The sequence below is a fragment of the Curtobacterium sp. BRD11 genome, from assembly GCF_031844345.1.
Taxonomy (GTDB): Bacteria; Actinomycetota; Actinomycetes; order Actinomycetales; family Microbacteriaceae; genus Curtobacterium.
The window spans coordinates 509957-525677 of the sequence record NZ_JAUZUZ010000001.1 but is presented as its reverse complement, the minus strand read 5'-3'; the positions used below and the strand labels follow the sequence as shown (position 1 = coordinate 525677).

15 protein-coding genes are annotated in these 15721 nt (G+C 75.5%); 10 read left to right on the top strand and 5 right to left on the bottom strand.

What is annotated here, in order from left to right:
- Positions 1 to 19: 19 nt before the first annotated feature.
- The 4 genes from Q9R28_RS02390 to Q9R28_RS02375 form a co-directional block, all read right to left on the bottom strand.
- Entirely contained in the window at positions 20 to 490 is a 471-nt protein-coding gene (locus tag Q9R28_RS02390; protein WP_066654258.1) for an NUDIX domain-containing protein, read from the bottom strand.
- A 33-nt stretch (positions 491 to 523) separates the two neighbouring features.
- The gene (locus tag Q9R28_RS02385) at positions 524 to 1561 is read right to left on the bottom strand and encodes an SGNH/GDSL hydrolase family protein (protein WP_066654256.1); all 1038 of its coding nucleotides are present in this window, start codon (positions 1559 to 1561) and stop codon (positions 524 to 526) included.
- 110 nt (positions 1562 to 1671) lie between these two features.
- Positions 1672 to 2028: a PRC-barrel domain-containing protein gene (locus tag Q9R28_RS02380; RefSeq protein WP_209682631.1), complete on the bottom strand. Its 357-nt coding sequence runs from the start codon at positions 2026 to 2028 to the stop codon at positions 1672 to 1674.
- Between the two features lie 61 nt (positions 2029 to 2089).
- A complete protein-coding gene (locus Q9R28_RS02375; protein WP_251155473.1) occupies positions 2090 to 3067 on the bottom strand; it encodes a glycosyltransferase family 9 protein in 978 nt (325 codons plus the stop codon).
- Between the two features lie 61 nt (positions 3068 to 3128).
- Here Q9R28_RS02375 and Q9R28_RS02370 point away from each other — a divergent pair, with 61 nt between their 5' ends.
- The 7 genes from Q9R28_RS02370 to Q9R28_RS02340 all read left to right on the top strand — a co-directional run bounded on the left by Q9R28_RS02370 (position 3129) and on the right by Q9R28_RS02340 (position 10269).
- A complete protein-coding gene (locus Q9R28_RS02370) occupies positions 3129 to 3680 on the top strand; it encodes an HAD-IIIA family hydrolase (protein WP_066654254.1) in 552 nt (183 codons plus the stop codon).
- A gap of 71 nt (positions 3681 to 3751) precedes the next feature.
- A complete protein-coding gene (locus Q9R28_RS02365; RefSeq protein WP_251155513.1) occupies positions 3752 to 4804 on the top strand; it encodes a glycosyltransferase family 9 protein in 1053 nt (350 codons plus the stop codon).
- Between the two features lie 147 nt (positions 4805 to 4951).
- Positions 4952 to 5953, top strand: coding sequence for a glycosyltransferase (locus Q9R28_RS02360; RefSeq protein WP_311205391.1), 1002 nt, complete (start codon positions 4952 to 4954; stop codon positions 5951 to 5953).
- The gene (locus Q9R28_RS02355) at positions 5950 to 7356 is read left to right on the top strand and encodes a glycosyltransferase (protein WP_311205390.1); all 1407 of its coding nucleotides are present in this window, start codon (positions 5950 to 5952) and stop codon (positions 7354 to 7356) included. Before Q9R28_RS02360 ends, Q9R28_RS02355 begins: the two co-directional genes overlap by 4 nt.
- On the top strand, positions 7353 to 7979 hold the full coding sequence (locus Q9R28_RS02350; protein ID WP_066654250.1) for an SIS domain-containing protein: 627 nt from the start codon (positions 7353 to 7355) through the stop codon (positions 7977 to 7979). The genes Q9R28_RS02355 and Q9R28_RS02350 overlap by 4 nt, the downstream gene beginning before the upstream one ends.
- Entirely contained in the window at positions 7976 to 9427 is a 1452-nt protein-coding gene (locus tag Q9R28_RS02345) for a PfkB family carbohydrate kinase (protein WP_311205389.1), read from the top strand. Before Q9R28_RS02350 ends, Q9R28_RS02345 begins: the two co-directional genes overlap by 4 nt.
- 137 nt (positions 9428 to 9564) lie before the next feature.
- On the top strand, positions 9565 to 10269 hold the full coding sequence (locus Q9R28_RS02340) for an SDR family oxidoreductase (RefSeq protein WP_066654246.1): 705 nt from the start codon (positions 9565 to 9567) through the stop codon (positions 10267 to 10269).
- 272 nt (positions 10270 to 10541) lie between these two features.
- On the opposite strand, the gene Q9R28_RS02335 is transcribed toward Q9R28_RS02340, so the two are convergent.
- On the bottom strand, positions 10542 to 11663 hold the full coding sequence (locus Q9R28_RS02335; RefSeq protein WP_311205388.1) for a glycosyltransferase family 9 protein: 1122 nt from the start codon (positions 11661 to 11663) through the stop codon (positions 10542 to 10544).
- A 156-nt stretch (positions 11664 to 11819) separates the two neighbouring features.
- On the opposite strand from Q9R28_RS02335, the gene Q9R28_RS02330 reads away from it, so the two are divergent.
- The 3 genes from Q9R28_RS02330 to Q9R28_RS02320 are packed head-to-tail and all read left to right on the top strand — an operon-like array spanning position 11820 to position 15678.
- The gene (locus Q9R28_RS02330) at positions 11820 to 13241 is read left to right on the top strand and encodes an aldehyde dehydrogenase family protein (RefSeq protein WP_311205387.1); all 1422 of its coding nucleotides are present in this window, start codon (positions 11820 to 11822) and stop codon (positions 13239 to 13241) included.
- Complete coding sequence (rfaE2, locus tag Q9R28_RS02325; RefSeq protein WP_311205386.1) at positions 13238 to 14791, top strand: D-glycero-beta-D-manno-heptose 1-phosphate adenylyltransferase; 1554 nt, start codon at positions 13238 to 13240, stop codon at positions 14789 to 14791. Before Q9R28_RS02330 ends, rfaE2 begins: the two co-directional genes overlap by 4 nt.
- Positions 14788 to 15678 (top strand): glycosyltransferase family 2 protein, encoded by an 891-nt coding sequence (locus Q9R28_RS02320; protein ID WP_311205385.1) that lies wholly within the window; start codon positions 14788 to 14790, stop codon positions 15676 to 15678. The genes rfaE2 and Q9R28_RS02320 overlap by 4 nt, the downstream gene beginning before the upstream one ends.
- Positions 15679 to 15721: the final 43 nt, after the last annotated feature.

The window sequence follows — 15721 nt, the reverse complement described above, 5'->3', positions numbered from 1 at the left end:
CCCCGGTGCGGGTCGCGGATCACCGGCCCTCCAGGGCCGCGAGCAGCCGGTCGAGCGCGACGACCTGGCCGGACACGAGCACCCCGCGCGCCTCCTCGATGCCGAACCAGCGGGCGTCGTCGACCTCGGGGACCGCGACGAACCGACCGGAACCGCGCGGGAGCTCGACCTGCACCGTGTTGCTCCGCACCTCGTCGACCTCGAAGTCGTCGGCCCGTGCCGCGAAGACCCGGACGCGCTTCCCGGAGGCCTGGCGGACCTCGCCGAGGTCGAGCACGGGTCCCGTCGGTGCGGGGACCCCGATCTCCTCGGCGAACTCGCGGCGCGCGGTGTCGAGTGCGTCCTCACCGTCCTCGACGAGCCCCTTCGGGATCGACCACGCGCGCGGGCGTCGACGCCAGAACGGTCCGCCCATGTGCGCGACGAAGACCTCCGGGGTGCCGTCCACGGGCGACCGACGGTGCAGCAGGAGTCCGGCGCTGGTGACCACCGATCGACCCTACGACGAGCGGCCGTGCACGGCTCAGTCCGCGAGCCGGCGGAGCTCCGAGGCCACCTGCCCGGTCAACCACGCCACCCCGCGCCCGTTCGGGTGCAGGGCCCCGGGCACCATGTCGATGCGGCTCAGGTCGCCCGCCCCGGAGAGCGAGACGCCCGCGACGTACGGGTCGTCGGTCGCGCAGGCCGAGTGCGCCTGCGACCGGGCGAACACGTCGACGAACGGGACGCCGGCCGCCTCGGCAGCGGACGCCGAGACCTCGTCGAGCGACTCCTGGACCCCGTGCAGGTACCGGACGTCGCCGTCGGTGAACGGGTAGGTGTCCCGCGGGAAGGACCCCACGAGCGAGCCGAGGTCGAGCGCCGAGCGGAAGCACCCCCGCGCCGGCGTGTGGGCCGCGTCCGGGAAGATCGCCGGGTAGCCGAGGAAGACCACGACCGCGTTCGGCGCGGCCCGGCGGACCGCGGCGAGCGTGTCCGCGATCCCGAGCGCGACCCGGGACCGGATGCGCACGTCGAGGTCGTCCACCCCGTCGTGCACGAGGGTGCTGCGGCACGACGGGGCGTCCCGACCGGAGAACACCGGGCCGCGGGAGGACAGCGCCAGGCAGGATGCGGCGGTGCCGAACAGGTCGGCGTCGTTGCCGCCGATCGTCAGCGTGACCAGCCGGGTGTCCTCGGACAGTGCCCGGACCTGGGGCGGCACCCCGCGGAACTGGTACCCCGACACGACGTCACGACTGGTCGCCCCCGCGCACGTCACGTCGGTCAGGTCGAGTCCGAAGCGCGCCGCGAGCCGGTGGGGGTAGTCGCGCGCCGACTGCGCGCAGGCGCTCGTCGGCAGCCGGGTCGGGTCGCCCAGGCCGTAGCCGGCCGAGTAGGAGTCGCCGAGTGCGACGTACTCGCTGCCCGGCGGCAGGTCGGCGAGCGTCTCGGCCGGGTCGTCCGTCACCGGGTACGGCTCCGGGACCGGCCACATCGGCGCCGCGACGGCGCCGTCGGTCGGTGCGACCGCGACCGGGCCCGACGGCGCGACGACGACCGCGGCGAGGACCGCGAGCACGAGGGCGACGGCGGTCGACCGCTTCGAGCGGGTGGTGCGCTGCAGGGGGTCCTCCGGGTGGACGCGACGACGGGACGGGCAAGGCTACCTGCCCGTCCCGGGTGCCGGTGTCAGCGACGACCCAGGCGCCGTTCCCCGTTGCTGCCGGTCTGGTACTGCAGGCCGTAGTGCTCGTACAGCACGGGTTCGGTCGAGGCCTCGAGCTCACCGTCGGTCGGGATGGTCGGGGCGTCCTTGACGAGCTTCTTCGGGAACGTCACGAGCAGGTGCTTCGGCGCCACCGTCGCACCGACGAGCGGGACGAAGAGCAGCTTCTGGAACCCGGGCAGCCCGGTGGTGACGGCGCCGAAGGCGGGATCGGACGTCGCGGTGTCGTAGTAGATGCTCTCGAGCGTGCCGATCTTGTCCTCGGTCTCGTCGACGACGGGCAGGCCGATCCAGTCACGGATGTTGGCGGCTTCGAACACGGGGCGCTCCCTTCGAGCAGGACAGGTACGCCTCGACGCTACCGACGACCCCTCGGCGGGTTCACGGCGAAGTGACGGGGGCGACCGGGAGCGAGTCGACGGCGGCGAGCACGTCGTCCACGCCGACGGCCAGGAGCGCCGGGTCCGGGTCCTCCGCGAACACGTCCCCGCGGCGCACGGACGCGTCGGTGAGCACGACGTGCGGACCGGAGGCGGGCGGTCCCCAGGCCTCGGGCGGCGCCGGCCCGAACACCACGACGGACGGGATCCCGTAGGCGGAGGCGAGGTGGGCCGCCCCCGTGTCGACGGTCACGACGAGCGATGCCGATGCGATGACGCCGGCGAAGGCCTGCAGCTCCAGCGCGCCCGCGAGGACCGCCTCCGGCGGCAAGCCGGCCGACTGCGCGACGGCGGTGGCGCGCTCGACGTCGTCCGCGCCTCCCGTCAGGACCACGTCGAGGCCGCGCTCGCGGAGCCCTCGCACCACGGCTGCGAAGCGGTCGGTCGGCCAGTGCCGCGCACCGTGGAAGGCGCCGATGTGCACGACCGCGGCACCCGGCGCGGCGGACGGGGCGGCCGGGCGGGCGATGGCGACCTCGTCGGGGTCGGCGGGGATGCCGTGCCAGGTGAGCAGGTCCGCCCAGCGCTCCCGCTCGTGGACGTCGTCCGGCCACTCCGGGCCCTCGTACCCGTGGGTCGGGTCGGCGTGGCCGATCACGCGCCGGGCACCGAGTGCGGCGACGAGGTCGGACGACTCCGGCCCGGCACCGTGCAGGTTGACCGCGACGTCGACCGCTCCGGCGGGGGCGGCGATCGGGTGGTCGAGCCCGTGCTGCGCGAGGTGCACGTCGACGGGCAGCAGCTCGACGACCGGGGCGAGCCACGCGGTCGTCGCCAGGGTGATCCGGTGGCCGGGGAACGCCCGGCGGAGCGCGTGCAGTGCGGGGACGGCGACGAGCGCGTCCCCGAGCTTGATGGCGCGCAGGACGAGCAGGTCGGGGCGTCCGTCGGACGGGGGCAGGGCGGGGACGGCGGTCACGGTCCGACGGTATCCGGCCGCGCCTGGGCCGGTTCCCGGCCGGCGGACGGTACCAAGGAGCATGGCTCTCGCGAAGGACCGCGCCGTCCGCGGTCTGCTCTTCGACCGTGACGACACCCTCGTCATCGACGTCCCGTACAACGCCGACCCCCACAAGGTCGTCCCCGTGCCCGGCGCCCACCGCGCGGTCGAGCGCGCCCGGACCGCCGGTCTGCGCGTCGGGGTCGTGACGAACCAGTCGGCGATCGCGAAGGGCCTGGCGACCCGCGAGCAGGTCGACGCGACGAACGCCCGCGTGGACGAGCTGGTCGGCCCGTTCGACGTCTGGTGCGTCTGCCCGCACGACGCCGGCGACGGGTGTGCGTGCCGCAAGCCGCGTCCGGGGATGGTGCTCGACGCCGCGCGACGGCTCGGGCTCGACCCGTCCGAGATCGTGGTGGTCGGGGACATCGGCGCCGACGTCGGTGCGGCGGCGGCGGCGGGTGCGCAGGGCGTGCTGGTGCCGACGCCGCGGACGCGCGCCGAGGAGGTCGAGGCGGCGGAGACCGTCGCCGGCTCCCTCGACGACGCCGTCTCCCTCGTGCTGGCCCGGGTCCCGGCGGCCCGGGCGTGAGCCGCGCCGAGCAGCGCGGTCCCGAGGGTGCGGAGTCGACCACGGCCGACGAGCGGACCGGTCCGCGCGTCCTGGTCGTCCGGCTCGACTCGTTCGGCGACGTCCTGGTGGCCGGCCCCGCCGTGCGCGCCGTCGCCGCGGGGGCCGCGCACGTCACGATGCTCTGCGGCCCCCAGGGCTCCCCGGCCGCAGACCTGCTGCCCGGGGTCGACCGGGTGCGGGTCTGGGCAGCGCCCTGGGTGACCGAGACCGCGCGGCCGATCGACGACGCGCTGCTCGGCGAGTTCCGTGCGCTCGTCACCGAGGAACAGCCCGACGAGGCCGTCGTGCTCACCTCGTTCCACCAGTCGCCCCTGCCGGTCGCCCTGCTGCTCCGCCTGGCCGGGGTGCCCCGGGTCTCCGGTGCGTCGGTCGACCACCCCGGGTCGCTGCTCGACGTGCGGCTCCGCCCGGGCGAGGACCTGCCGGAGGACCTCCCGGAGCCGGAGCGCGCCCTCCGCATCGCCGAGGCCGCCGGGTTCGCCCTGCCGGCGGATGACGACGGGAGGCTCGTGGTGCGGATCGACGCCGTCGCACCACCCGAGGTGGCCGCCCTGGACCGCTACGTGGTCGTCCACCCCGGCGCGAGCGTCCCGGCGCGCTCCTGGCCGGAGGAGCACCACCGTGACCTCGTCGCGGCCTACGCCGAGCGCGGGATCCCCGTGGTCGTCACGGGCAGCCCCGGCGAGCGGGCGCTCACGGCCGCCGTCGCGGGCGACACCGCGGTCGACCTCGGCGGTCGGACGTCGCCCGCCGAGCTCGCCGCGGTCCTCGCCGGCGCCGAGGTCGTCGTCGTCGGCAACACCGGTCCGGCACACCTCGCCGCCGCGGTGGGTGCGCGCATCGTCAGCCTGTTCTCGCCGGTGGTGCCGGCGGTGAAGTGGGCCCCGTACGCACCCGAGGTGGAACTGCTCGGCGACCAGACCGCCGCCTGCCGCCTGAGCCGTGCCCGGGAGTGCCCGGTCCCGGGCCACCCGTGCCTGTCCGGAGTGCGCGTGCAGGACGTCCTCGACGCACACGGACGCCTGCTGGCGCGCGGCACCGGACCCGGCGCCGTCGCGGACGGCAGTGCGCTCAGCGGATGAAGCAGGAGAAGCTGCGAGGAGGACCAGCAGTGCTCCCGTAGCGTGCGCCACTGCTCCTCCTGCTCCTCTTCCCGGCACCCGCGCAGCGCGCGCGAGCGCCGGCGGGGCAGCTGTCCGGAGGGGCACCGAACCGTCGAAAGGCCCTGCATGCGGATCCTCGTGTGGCACGTGCACGGCGGCTGGATGGACGCCTTCGTCCGCGGCCCCCACGAGTACCTCATCCCCACCACACCGGCCCGCGACGGCTGGGGGCTCGGGCGGGGCGGCCGCGACTGGCCGGCGAACGCGATCGAGATCGACCCGGCCGACCTCGCCGACGCCGAGGTCGACGTGGTCGTCCTGCAGCGCACCGAGGAGCTCGAGGAGGCCCGTCGCCTGCTCCGCGGCCGCGAGGTCCCCGTGGTCTTCGTCGAGCACAACGCCCCGCGCGTCGACGTCCCGAGCAGCCTGCACCCGATGCGCGACCGCGACGACCTGGTGATCGCGCACGTCACGCACTGGAACGCCCTCATGTGGGACTGCGGCACGACCCGCACGACGGTGGTCGAGCACGGCGTCGTCGACCCGGGCCCGCTCTACACCGGCGCGCTCGAGCGCTTCGGTGTCGTCATCAACGAACCGGTCCGCCGGGGCCGTGTGGTCGGCACGGACCTGCTCCCCCGCTTCGCCGAGGTCGCACCCGTCGACCTCTGGGGCATGGGCACCGACCGGCTCCCCGAACTCGGGTTCGGCGACCGCGTCGTCGCCCTCGGCGACGTCCCCGCAGACCCCATGCACGCCGCACTCGCGCAACGACGCGCGTACGTGCACCCGAACCGCTGGACGTCGCTCGGCCTGTCGCTGATCGAGTCGATGCACATGGCGATGCCGGTCCTCGTGCTCGCGACGACCGACGCACCACGGACCGTGCCCGCCGAGGCCGGCGCGATCGCGACCGACGTCGACGAGCTGGTCCGTGCCTCCAGGACGCTCCTGGAGGACCCCGAGGAGGCCCGTCGCCGCGGTGCCGTCGCCCGAGAGGCCGCGCTCGAGCGGCACGCGCTCGGCCGGTACCTGGCGGACTGGGACGACCTCCTCGACGACGCCGTCGCGCGTGGTGCGCGACGCGGACGCGCGGCGGACGCCGCGCTGGAAGGGAGCCTCCGATGAAGATCGCGATGGTGTCCGAGCACGCGAGCCCGCTCGCGGTGCTCGGCGGAGTCGACGCCGGTGGACAGAACGTGCACGTCGCCGAGCTGTCCGCGGCCCTCGCGGACCGCGGCCACCAGGTGACCGTGTACACGCGGCGCGACGACGCCGACCAGCCCGTCCGCGTGCTGCTGCGCCCGGGCGTCGAGGTCGTGCAGGTCGACGCCGGGCCCGCCCGCCACGTCCCGAAGGACGACCTGTTCCCGTTCATGGACACGTTCGCCTCGGTGCTCGCGGCGGAGTGGTTCGTCGACCGCCCCGACGTGGTGCACGGGCACTTCTGGATGTCCGGGTACGCCGCGCTCGAGGCCGTCAAGCAGGTCCACGCCCGCACCGGTGGCGTCCGGATCCCGGTCGTGCAGACCTTCCACGCGCTGGGCGTCGTGAAGCGTCGCCACCAGGGCACCGCCGACACGAGTCCCGCGGAGCGCGAGTGGATCGAGCCCGCCGTGGGCCGGAGCGTCGACCAGGTCGTCGCGACGTGCTCCGACGAGGCCTTCGAGCTCAAGACCCTCGGCGTGCCGCTGCACGCCATCTCCGTGGTGCCGTGCGGTGTGGACACCGAGCTCTTCCGGCCGGACGGCCCCGTCGAGGAGCGTGGGCGCCCCTTCCGGGTGCTCACCGCGTCGCGCCTGGTGCGCCGGAAGGGTGTCGGCACGACCATCGCCGCGCTCGCGAAGCTGCTCGACGAGGGCCGCGAGGCCGAGCTCGTGGTGGTCGGCGGAGCCGGCACGGCCGGAGCCGACCTCGCCGACGACCCGGAGTACCAGCGCCTCGACGCCCTGGCCCGGTCGCTCGGGGTGCGCGAGCACGTGAGCTTCCGCGGCCAGCTCGGGCAGCACGACATGCCCGCCGTCTACCGCAGCGCCGACGTCGTCGTGTGCGCCCCCTGGTACGAGCCCTTCGGCATCGTGCCGCTCGAGGCCATGGCGTGCGGTCGTCCCGTCGTCGCGTCGAGCGTCGGCGGACTCATCGACACCGTCGTGGAGGACGCCACCGGCCTGCACGTCCCGCCCCGCGACGAGGAGGCCGTGGCCGCCGCCGTGGGCGCGCTGCTCGACGACCGCGAGCGGCGCGACGCGTACGGACGCGCGGGTCGCGAGCGCGCCGAGTCCCGGTACACCTGGCACAAGGTCGCCGCCGAGAGCGAGCGCGTGTACGAGCGCCTCGTCGCCGGCGCCGCGAACGGCCTCGCCGCGCCCGCCGTCGCGGCGACCGGGACCGACACGGCACCCGTGTCGAACGACCCCGTCGGGATCACCCCCGCCACGACCATCCCGGGCGCCCGTCCCGGACGCGCCGGACGGACCGCCCGCCCGACGCCCGCGGTGCTGCCGCACCCGACGGAGAGGACCGCACGATGACCATCGAGCAGCAGACCGGCACGCGTGAGCCGGAGACCGAGAGCGCCAGCGTCCGGACCGTCGTCGACCACATCGCCGCCTCGGTGCCCGTGATCGCCTCGCTCGTCGACCACAAGGACCACATCGCGGCGTGGGCGGACGACATCGCCGCGCGGCTCGTCGCGGGCCGTCGTCTGCTCGCCGCGGGCAACGGCGGCTCGGCGGCGGAGGCCCAGCACCTCACCTCCGAGCTGACCGGCCGCTTCGACGGGGACCGTCCGGCGTACTCGGCGATCTCCCTGCACGCCGAGAGCTCCGCCGTCACCGCGATCGGGAACGACTACGGCTACGACCAGGTCTTCGCCCGCCAGGTGACGGCGCACGCGCGCGCCGGTGACGTCGTCGTGCTGCTCAGCACGAGCGGCAAGAGCCCGAACCTGCTCCGCGCGGCCGAGGCCGCTCGGGCCGTCGGTGCACGCTCGATCGCGATGACCGGCCCCGGGCCGAACCCGCTCGCCGACGCGGTCGACGACGCGATCCGCATCGAGGGCCCCTCGGCCAACGTGCAGGAGGCACAGCTCGTCCTCGTGCACGCCCTGTGCCGTGCGATGGAGCCGGCCCTCCGCCGCGGCGGCCGCCGGTGAGCGGCACGGAGCGCACCGCCAGCGCGACGCCGGGCTCCGGCGACGGCACCCGGCGTCGCATCGTCGTCGTCGGCGACACCCTGCTCGACGTCGACGTCTCGGGCACGAGCGAACGGCTCAGCCCGGACGCCCCCGTCCCGGTCGTCGACGTCCGGACCGACGACCGTCGTGCCGGTGGCGCCGGCCTGGTCGCCTCGATGCTCGTGCGCGACGGCCACGACGTGACGCTCGTCACCGTGCTGAGCGACGACGACCGTGCCGACGAGATCCGCGCCCTGCTGCCCGACGTGCACGTCGTCGCCGGTCCGTCCGGTGCGCCGACCCCGGTGAAGACCCGCGTCCGCGTGGTCGACCACGCGCTCGTCCGCATCGACGAGGGGTGCGCCACCCCGCCCGTCCCCGGCACGACCGCCGAGATGACCGCAGCGCTCGAGGGCGCCGACGCGATCGTCGTCGCCGACTACGGCCGTGGCGTCGCGGCCGCCGACGGGCTCCGTACCGCCCTCGCCGCCGTGGCCCGCACGACGCCGGTGGTGTGGGACCCGCACCCGAAGGGTGCCTCCCCCGTCGCGGGCACCGCGGTCGTGACCCCGAACACCAGCGAGGCCCGGCGCTTCACCGACCTCCCCGGCGAAGGCGTGCCCTTCGCCACGGACGCCGCGGCCGAGCTCGTCCGGACCTGGGACGTCGACGCCGTCGCCGTCACGATGGGCGACCGCGGCGCCCTCGTCGCGTCGCGCCGCAGCGGGGACGGCACCGGGCCAGCCGCGCTCGACAGCCGGTTCGTCCCGGCCCCGTCCGTCACCGCCGGCGACCCGTGCGGCGCCGGTGACCGCCTCGCCGCGGGCGTCGCCATCGCCCTCGCCGAGGGTGCTGACGTCGCCGAGGCCGTCGCCGCGGGCGTGCTCGCTGCCTCGGAGTACCTCGCAGCCGGCGGCGTGACCGCGCTGTTCGCCGACGACGGCCCGGCTCCGGTGCCCGTCCCCGGCGTGGACCGCGACGCGCTGCGCGTCGTGCACGACGTCCGCAGCGCCGGTGGGACCGTCGTCGCCACCGGCGGCTGCTTCGACCTGCTCCACGCCGGGCACGCCCGCACACTCTCCGCAGCGCGGGCGCTCGGCGACTGCCTGGTGGTCTGCCTCAACTCGGACGACTCGGTGCGCGCCCTCAAGGGGCCGGAGCGCCCGATCATGACGCAGGACGACCGGGTCGAGCTGCTGCTCGCGCTCGACTGCGTCGACGCCGTGGTCGTCTTCGACGAGCACACCCCGGACGAGGCCCTCCGCCGCTTCCGCCCGGACGTCTGGGCGAAGGGCGGCGACTACGCGGCGAGCGAGCTCCCCGAGGCAGCCACGCTCGCCGAGTGGGGCGGTCGGGTCGTCACCGTCCCGTTCCACCCCGGTCGGTCCACCACGCGGCTCGCCGCGGCACTCGCCGCGGTCGGCTGAGGACCCACCCCGACCACACGTCGGACGGGAGGCACGGCGCACCGCCGCCACGGGCCTCCCGTCCGTCACCGGTCACCACACACGTCCCGTCGGCACCGCCGACGGACCGGCACCACGCCACTCCCGGAAGGAAGTCCATGCCCGTCCCCACCACCCCCATCGGTCGCGTCCTCGTCACCGGCGGCGCCTCCGGTCTCGGCGCGGCCGTCGTCGCCGCGGTCGTCGAGGCCGGCGGCACCCCCATCGTCCTCGACCTGCGCGTCGACGGCGTCCCGGAGGGCACCGACGCCGTCGCCGTGGACGTCACGGACACCGAGGCGACCGAGCGCGCCGTCCGCGAGGCCGCGGAGCGCCACGGCGGACTCGACGCCGTCGTCACCGCCGCGGGCATCGACAAGCCCGCGCCGATCGGCGGGATCTCGTCGGGCGACTGGGAGCGCATCGTCGGGGTCAACCTGCTCGGCACCGCCGCCGTGGTGCGCGCCGCGCTGCCCGCCCTCGAGGCGACGCACGGCCGCGTCGTGACGATCTCGTCGTCGCTCGCGCTCAAGGGCGTCGGCGACGGCACGGCCTACTCGGCGTCGAAGTTCGGCGTGCGCGGCTTCTCGCAGGCGCTGGCCGCCGAGACCGCCGGGCGCATCGGTGTGACGAACATCATCCCCGCCGGCATGCGCACCGCGTTCTTCGAGGGCCGGACCGAGCAGTACAAGCCGGGCCCGGACGCGCAGCTCATCGAGCCGGAGTACGTGGCGAACTCGATCCTGTTCGCGCTGTCGCAGCCGGCCGGCTGCGAGATCCGCGAGCTGTCGATCATGCCCGCGACGGAGCCCAGCTGGCCGTAGGCCCCGCTGACGACGCAACGGGAGGCGCGGTGCCGGTCGGTACCGCGCCTCCCGTCGTTCGGTCCAGCTGCCCGGCTGTCCGCTCGGTCTGCCCGCTGGGTCTGCCCGCTGGGTCTGCCCGCTCGGTTCTCCGAGCGGGCCCGATCCGTCACGCTCGGCGCCGCCCGGCGACGGATCGCGCCCGCTCGGCGCAGTGCGCGTGGCACGTCCCACCCGATCGCGCGGTTCCCGACGGGGTCGGAGCCGGCGTCCGGGTGCACTCCTGCGCCGGCTCAGACGACCGGTGCGGCCGTTCGCTCCCGGGGTCGCACGGTCGCGAGGAGGTCCTCGACGTCGGTGAGCACGGCCTCGGGCTGGACCTCGTCGACGTACGACGGGTCGTGCTCGCAGCGCTCAGCGGTCCACCCGACCTGGGTCACGTCGATGCCGCACACCGGGCAGCGCGTGACGAAGGACATGTGCACCCGGTGCCGTCCGCGGTCGATCGGGCCCGCGTTCACCACGTTGCCGAACCAGAACACGCCGACCGTGGGGGTGCCGACCGCGACGGCGAGGTGCCGCGGGCCGGAGTCGTCGCCGACCATGACGTCAGCGGCCGCGAGCACCGCGGGGAGCTCCGCGAGCGGCAGGGCGTCGGTCAGGTCGTGGAGACGGTCGTGCAGGGCCACCGGCACGGCACTGCGGATGGCCTGCGCCGCCGGCACGTCCGTCGCGTCGCCGACGAGCACGACGTCGTCGCCGGCGTCGAGCCGCGCGGACACCACGGCTGCGAACCGCTCGGGGTTCCACCGGCGCCGCGGGTCCGTCGCGCCGGGGTGCACGGCCACCAGGTGGCCGGCGACGCCGAGGCGGTCGCGCACGGCACGGCGCTCCTCGGCGCCCACGTGCACGCGCGGGTCCAGGGTGACCGGGGCGGCACCGGCGAGCGAGACGACCTCGAGCCCGCGGAGCACCTCGTGCTGGTAGTAGACGTAGCGGACCCACCGCTCCAGGACCTCGGCGTCCTCGGTCGCGGTGCCGACGGTGTGCAGTGCGGCGAGGCGCAGCAGGAACGGGTTCGAGTTCCGACCGCCGCCGTGCAGCTGCACGGCGAGGTCGAACCGGCCGCGGAGCCGCGACTCGAAGTCGTGCAGCGTCGGCGCACCCTCCCCGGCGTCACGCACCCCGGGCGACACCGGGAGTTCCTCGAACGCGTGCACCGCGTCGGTCCGTCCGCGCAGGACCGCCGGGGCCAGCGGGCTCCCGAGCAGCGTGATGCGGGCGTCGGGGTACGCGGCGTGCAGCGCCTCGATCGCGGGGACCGCGAAGAGCAGGTCCCCAAGGCCACCGCCGCGGAGCACCGCGATCTCCCGGACGTCGTCGAAGCGTTCTCCACCGTTGCCGATCAGTTGCACCACACCCGTCTACCGGAACCGAGCCGAGAGCGCTGCCGGGCCGACGCCGTCCCGGACCCGTCCGGTGCGCTCTCCGGACCGAGCACCCGAAACCGGCACCCCGCACAGGTCCCCGGGAGCACCGTGGAACCGTACGCCCGTCTCCGGAAGGACACCATGACCCTCGCCACCCCGTCAGCGACCGCGACCGACACCGACCACATGGTCATCACCGACCCCGTCGACGGGTCGATCGCCACGACGACCCCGCGCTCCACGAGCGAGGACGTCGCGAACGCTGTCGCGCGCGCACGGGCGGCCGCACCCGCGTGGGCGCGCACCGCACCGGCGGAGCGCGGAGCCCTGCTGCACGCAGCAGCAGCGCACCTCCGCGACCACGCCCAGGAGCTCGCCGACCTGAACACCCGGGAGACCGGGAAGGTGCCCGGCGACGCGATGGGCGGCGTGCAGGCCGGCATCGGGACGCTCGTGCAGTACGCCGAGCTCGGCCCGGTCCACCGCGGCGAGGCGCTCCGCGGGCAGTTCGGTGCGGCCGACTGGTCGGTCCCCCACCCCCGCGGCGTGGTGCTCGCCCTGACGCCGTGGAACGACCCGGTGGCCGTGGCGCTCGGGATCCTCGGTGCCGCGCTCGTCACCGGGAACACCGTGGTGCACAAGGGCAGCGAGCGGTGCCCCGGCACGATCGCCCGGCTGAACACGCTGCTGGCCGAGGTCCTGCCGGAGGGCGTCCTGGTGGGCGTCGACGGTGACGCCTCGACCGGCGAGGCGCTGCTCGAGCAGGACGGCATCGACGTGTACGCCCACGTCGGCTCCACCGCCACCGGCGACCGCCTCTCCGAGGTCGCCGCGAGCACGCGCGCGCACGTCATCCGCGAGAACGGCGGCAACGACGCGGTCGTCGTGGACGCCGACGTGGACCCCGCGTGGGCCGCCGCACAGGTCGCGCTCGGCGCCTTCGCGAACACGGGTCAGATCTGCACGAGCGTCGAGCGCGTCTACGTGCACCGCGATGTCGCCGAGGAGTTCACCGCGGCGCTCGTCGCCGAGGCGGAGCGACGGACGGCGTCGCCCGCCGCCGAGTTCGGTCCGCTCGTCGACGACCGGCTCCGCGGCACGGTGCAGGCGCACGTCGACGACGCCGTGCAGCGCGGCGCCACCGTGCGCACTGGCGGGACGACGCCCGGCGGTGTCGGCACGTTCTACCCGGCCACCGTCCTGACCGACTGCACCGACGACATGGTCGTGATGACCGAGGAGACCTTCGGTCCCCTCGCACCGGTCCGCGTCGTCGAGTCGTTCGACGAGGGCCTGCGCCTCGCCGCGGCCGACCGGTACGGCCTCGCCGCGACGGTGCTCACCGGCGACACCGGTCACGCCCTCCGCGCCGCAGCCGAGCTCCCCGTCGGCACCGTCAAGGTGAACGCGGTGTTCGGCGGCGCACCGGGCGGCAGCGCCCAGCCGCGCGGGGCCTCGGGCGCCGGCTTCGGCTACGGCCCGCACCTGCTCGACGAGATGACGACCACCACCGTCGTGCACCTCGAGTCCGCCCCCGCACGCACCACCGGAGGAACCCGATGACCGCCGACGTCCGTCTCGTCCGCGACCTGGTCGCCTCGGTCGACGACCGCGAACCGCTCGTCGTCGTCATCGGCGACTGCATCCTCGACCGCTGGACCGTCGGGGAGGCCGAGCGCGTCTCCCGCGAGGCCCCGGCGCCCGTGGTCCGTGTGACCGAGACGGTCGCCGTCCCGGGCGGCGCCGCGAACACGGCGGTGAACGCCCGCGCCCTCGGCGCCCGTGTCCGCATGGTCGGACTCATCGGTGACGACGAGTCCGGACGCGTCCTCCGCGACCGGCTCGAGACCGCCGGCGTCGACACGACCCACCTGGTCGAGGTCGCCGGTGCCCGCACCACCACGAAGTCGCGGGTGGTCGGCGGCGACCGCGTGGTCGTCCGCGTCGACGAGATCGCGGCGACGCCGGACGCGCACGCCGGTACCCGCCTCGGCGAGGCCGTCGCCCGCGCCGTCCGGGGCGCCGACGCCGCCGTGGTGTGCGACTACGGCCTCGGTGTGCAACCCGAGGACGTCGTGCCCGTCCTCGACCGCGACCGCCCCGGTGCCGTCGTCGTCGATGCCCACGACCTGACGCGGTGGGCCGACCTGCACCCCGACCTGGTCACCCCGAACGCCGGCGAGACCGCCGGCCTGCTCGGTCGCGACCTCGGAGCCGGCTCGGCCCGGGTGCCGGTCGTCGTGGACGCCCGGCAGGAGGTCCTCGCCCGCAGCGGCGCCCGTGCGGCGGTCGTCACCCTCGACCGCGACGGCACCGTCCTGCTCGAGCCCGGCGCGGACCAGGCCTTCCGAACCCGCGCGACGCCGGCGTCGGAGCAGCAGGCATCCGGCGCGGGCGACACGTTCTGTGCCGCCGCCACGGTCGCCCTGGCCGTGCGTGCTCCGCTCCGTGACGCGATCGCGGTGGCGCAGGCCGCCGCCGACGTCGTGGTCCGCGAGGCGGGCACCTCGGTCTGCACCGCCGCGGCCCTGATCGACTCCGTGACGGCCCCCGCCGCGACCGTGGTCGACCACGACGACCTCGCCCTGGCCGTCGACGCCGCCCGTGCCGCCGGCCGTCGCGTGGTCTTCACGAACGGCTGCTTCGACGTCGTGCACCGCGGGCACACCACCTACCTCCGGCAGGCCCGCGAGCTCGGCGACCTGCTCGTGGTCGCCCTCAACGACGACGACTCGGTCCGCCGGCTGAAGGGTCCGGAGCGTCCGATCAACACCGCCGAGGACCGGGCGGGCGTGCTCGCAGCCCTCGCCTGCGTCGACCTCGTGACCGTCTTCGCGACGGACACCCCGATCCCGCTCATCGAGCGCCTGCGCCCCGAGGTCTACGTCAAGGGCGGCGACTACTCCCCCGAGATGCTCGAGGAGACGGGGGTCGTCCGGGCGTACGGCGGTGAGGTCGTGATGGTCGACTACGTGCCGGAGCACTCGACGACCGCGGTCGTGCGGCGCATCCGCGAGGCCACCGCCGCCGCGGCCGCAGCCGCCGGCACGGCTCCGGCGACCGACACCGCGGACTCCACGGCACCCGCCGTCGAGCCCGACCCGGCACCGTGACCGCCGCCCGCTGGTCCGGTGCCTGGGCACGCCCCCGGACGGACGACCGCGGTCCGGCCGAGGTCGACGTCCTGGTGCCGACCGTCGGGCGGCCGGCCGAGCTCGCGACGACGCTCGCCGGGCTCGCGGCACAGACCGACGCCGACCTGCGCCTGGTCCTCAGCGACCAGTCAGCGGGCCAGGACGCCGCCTCCGAACCGGCGGTGGCCGCCATGCTGCGCGTCCTGGAGGCACAGGGCCGTCCCGTCACGCTCCTCGCCCACCCGGAACGGCGTGGTCTCGCAGAGCACCGGCAGCACCTCCTCGACCACGCGACCGCTCCCGCGGTGCTCTACCTCGACGACGACGTCTGGCTCGAGCCGGGCACCGTCCGCCGGATGCTCGACGCGCTCCGCGACCTGGGGTGCGGCTTCGTCGGCAGCGCCGTCCAGGGCCTGTCGTACCTGGAGGACCGTCGACCGCACGAGACCGCCGTGTTCGAACCGTGGGACGGCCCGGTCGTGCCCGAGGTCGTGCGCCGCGGGACGCCCGGCTTCGACCGACTGTCGCTGCACAACGCCGCGAACCCGGCACACGTCGCAGCGGAGCTCGACGTCGAGACCGGAGGGTGGGTGCCCTACCGGGTCGCCTGGGTCGGCGCGTGCGTCGTCTACGACCGTGCCGCCCTCGAACAGGTGGGTGGCTTCCGGTTCTGGGACGCCCTGCCCCCGCAGCACTCCGGCGAGGACGTCGTCGCGCAGTGGCGGGTGATGGAGCGCTTCGGCGGCGCGGGCATCCTGCCGTCCGGCGCCGTGCACCTCGAGAGCCCGACCACCGTGACCGATCGCCGGGTCGACGCTCCCGACGTCCTGTTCGACGACCACGAGACGAGCACGCACCGGCGCTGACGTGCTCCGGCGCTGCCCCGCTCCGGCGGGGCAGGACCGGGGC

Bases quoted from the DNA above. Each gene is read 5' to 3' on its own strand.
- Q9R28_RS02370 (WP_066654254.1), top strand. From the start codon at position 3,129: ATGGCTCTCGCGAAGGACCGCGCCGTCCGCGGTCTGCTCTTCGACCGT.
- Q9R28_RS02360 (WP_311205391.1), top strand. From the start codon at position 4,952: ATGCGGATCCTCGTGTGGCACGTGCACGGCGGCTGGATGGACGCCTTC.
- Q9R28_RS02355 (WP_311205390.1), top strand. From the start codon at position 5,950: ATGAAGATCGCGATGGTGTCCGAGCACGCGAGCCCGCTCGCGGTGCTC.
- Q9R28_RS02350 (WP_066654250.1), top strand. From the start codon at position 7,353: ATGACCATCGAGCAGCAGACCGGCACGCGTGAGCCGGAGACCGAGAGC.
- Q9R28_RS02340 (WP_066654246.1), top strand. From the start codon at position 9,565: ATGCCCGTCCCCACCACCCCCATCGGTCGCGTCCTCGTCACCGGCGGC.
- Q9R28_RS02330 (WP_311205387.1), top strand. From the start codon at position 11,820: ATGACCCTCGCCACCCCGTCAGCGACCGCGACCGACACCGACCACATG.
- rfaE2 (WP_311205386.1), top strand. From the start codon at position 13,238: ATGACCGCCGACGTCCGTCTCGTCCGCGACCTGGTCGCCTCGGTCGAC.